This is a genomic window from Xanthobacter sp. BG11Y11_SDJG (assembly GCF_057364445.1).
Window position 1 is genome coordinate 1 of the sequence record NZ_JBNFNU010000645.1, and the last position, 1,446, is coordinate 1,446.

The 1,446-nt window shown below is 70.8% G+C and carries 1 protein-coding gene; it reads left to right on the forward strand.

Features of this window, described 5'->3' with window-relative positions:
• The first annotated feature begins 214 nt into the window (after positions 1 to 214).
• The gene (locus AC2W7M_RS25345; RefSeq protein ID WP_486135862.1) at positions 215 to 1,399 is read left to right on the forward strand and encodes a pyridoxal phosphate-dependent aminotransferase; all 1,185 of its coding nucleotides are present in this window, start codon (positions 215 to 217) and stop codon (positions 1,397 to 1,399) included.
• Positions 1,400 to 1,446: the final 47 nt, after the last annotated feature.

Sequence of the window (1,446 nt, forward strand, 5' to 3'; positions counted from 1 at the left end):
GTCGGGAAGGGGGGGCGGACAAGGCGGCCTGGCCGGAAGGTGCGATGCCGGGGCCGCCGCCGCAAGGCCCGGCGGCGCGCCGTCCACGCTCTAGCCGATGCGCCCGGATGCGCGATCGCGGTGTTGATGCTATCGAAACAGGCGCGGCCCCGGCCAGGAGCGGGCCGCTTGCAGGGGCAGGCGCCGAACGCGCCGCCGCGAGGGAGAAGACGCCATGCTCGCCACCAATCCCGCCTTCGACCGCATCGGCGAGGAGAACGCCTTCGCCGTGCTGGCGCGGGCCACCGCCCTCGCCGCCGAGGGGCGGGACATCCTCAATCTCGGCATCGGCCAGCCCGACTTCCGCACCCCCGATCACATCGTCGCGGCGGCGGTGAAGGCGCTGCAGGACGGCCAGCACGGCTATACGCCGTCGGTCGGCATCCTGCCGCTGCGCGAGGCGGTGTCGCGCGACCTGCACAAGCGCTACGGCGTCGAGGTGAGCCCGGACCTCGTGATGATCGTGCCGGGTGGCAAGGTGACCATGTATGCCGCCATCCGCCTGTTCGGCGAGCCGGGGGCGGAGATCCTCTATCCCGATCCCGGCTTTCCCATCTACCGCTCCATGATCGAGCACATGGGCGCCACCCCCATTCCGGTGCCGATCCGCGAGGAGAACGGCTTCGCCTTCTCGGCCGAGGAGACGCTGGCCCTCATCACGCCGCGGACGCGCCTGCTGATCCTCAACTCGCCGGCCAATCCCACCGGCGGCGTCACGCCCAAGGCCGAGATCGACAAGCTGGTGGCGGGCCTTGCCGCCCACCCGCACGTGGCGGTGATGTCGGACGAGATCTACGACCAGTTCCTGTTCGACGGCGAGCAGCACCGGACCCTGCTCGCCTATCCCGAGATCCGCGACCGGCTGATCCTGCTCAACGGCTGGTCCAAGACCTATGCCATGACCGGCTGGCGGCTCGGCTATTCGGTGTGGCCCAAGGACCTCTACGACAAGGTGAGGAAGCTTGCGGTCAATGCCTGGAGCTGCGTCAACGCCGCCACCCAGTATGCCGGCATCGCCGCTCTGGAGGGGCCGCAGGACGCGGTGACGAACATGCTGGCCGAGTTCGACGCCCGCCGCCGCATCGTCGTCGCCGGGCTCAATGACCTGCCTGGCGTGTCGTGCGCGACGCCCAAGGGCGCCTTCTATGCCTTCCCCAATGTGTCGCGCACCGGCTGGGGCTCGGCCAAGCAGCTCGCCTCGGCGCTGCTGGAGGATGCGGGCGTGGCGGTGATCGGCGGGCCGGACTTCGGCGTGCACGGGGAGGGCTATCTGCGCCTGTCCTACGCCACCTCGCGGGAGAACATCGTCGCCGCCATCGGCCGCATGGGCGAGTTCCTCGCGCGCCGCAAGGTCGCCTGAGCGTGGCGGCGGCGCGGCCCGGCCTTCTGGCGCGCGCGCGCCTGCTT